At 59.6% G+C, this 1,370-nt stretch carries 1 protein-coding gene; it reads right to left on the reverse strand.

Features of this window, described 5'->3' with window-relative positions; translation table 11 throughout:
* Window positions 1-119 precede the first annotated feature (119 nt).
* Window positions 120-1,178 (reverse strand): nitronate monooxygenase family protein, encoded by a 1,059-nt coding sequence (locus tag C8J47_RS00565; RefSeq protein WP_121884026.1) that lies wholly within the window; start codon window positions 1,176-1,178, stop codon window positions 120-122.
* Between the last annotated feature and the right edge of the window lie 192 nt (window positions 1,179-1,370).

A 1,370-nucleotide genomic window follows, 5' to 3' on the forward strand; every position in this document is an offset into this window, starting at 1 on the left:
GTTCGATAGTCTCGTCCGACATCACGGCCCCGTTCAAAGAGCTGCCATCAACCCGTTGAACGCTCCGCCTACAAGGCGGCCCTCAGACCGCGCTTACGAACCTTCTAAGGCGGAAACGTTTACGCTTTGCAGCCGTCCAGTTCGTCTCGAAGGGCCTGAATGAGTTGAGCCGCCGGCATGGCTCGGCTCAGAGGCGCGCCTTGTCCAGCCCACTGCGCGCCGAAACCATGCTCGCCCTTCGTTTTTGCTGCCGCATGCAGAGCTTTTCCAGCATCGTAAGCGATAGGATAGTCTGGCCGGGCCTGGCCAACGAGTAGCCCAGCGAGCGCTGTAAATCGGTTGGCTAGCGCGCGCGCAGGCCGGCCGGAAATAAGCGGAGTCAGCGTCGTGTGATACGCGCCCGGCCCCGTTAAGGCTGCGCGATATGCAGCGTCGGCAGCGGACTCAGGGCAAGCCACAAACGCAGTGCCAAGCTGTGCCGCGACCGCGCCGAGATCGAGCGCTGCCGCAATGCCGGCACCATCCATGATCCCGCCGGCTGCAACGATCGGAATGCCTACGTCTCTAACCAGCAACCGGGTGAGCACTGCCATGCTCAACTCGTCATCGGGCGCGTTCGGATCGAAGATGCCGCGGTGCCCGCCCGCCTCTATACCCTGAGCAACGATCGCATCGACGCCGGCCGCTTTGATCGAGCGACCTTCTTCAAGGTTCGTAGCGCTTGCCAACATGTAAATGCCACATGAGCGTAGCACCGAGAGAACCTCGGGGGATGGTAAGCCGAAGTGAAAACTGACGACCGGTGGCGCCAAGTCAATCAGCGTGGCCACCATTTCGGGATCGTCGGCGAAGCTCTTGTATATGGTCCGGAGCGTTGGCGGGGGAGTCGCTTCGAACTCGATAAAAAATGGCGCGAGCAATTGAAGCCACGCAGTCTCACGGACGGAATCTACCTTCGGACGAGCATGAACAAAGAGATTTACATTGAAAGGCCGGTCCGTGCGGCCCCGCACTTCCTCGATCATTGCACGCGCGCCGACTGCATCGGTTGCGCCTACTCCTATCGAGCCGAGCGCACCGGCTTCTGAAACGGACGCCGCCAGTAGAGGCGTGGAAACGCCTGCCATAGGCGCTTGGATCAACGGCAGTGTAAGATCGAAGCGATCAACGAACGACATCAACGCAGCATCCTTACATGAACCAATGACCGCTTATGGCCTTTGCTGGAACTCCTGTGAACGGCAGTAAAGGGGCGAAAGCGGAACGGCCGGAATGGGGAGGAAAGCGGACAGGCGGCTTTTGGGACGAATTCTCAGAAAGCTGCCTTCCTGGGCTATGATTTACAGCATGGAGCATAATAGAGGCTCCCT

The sequence above is a fragment of the Sphingomonas sp. PP-F2F-G114-C0414 genome, from assembly GCF_003688595.1.
Taxonomy (GTDB): Bacteria; Pseudomonadota; Alphaproteobacteria; order Sphingomonadales; family Sphingomonadaceae; genus Sphingomonas.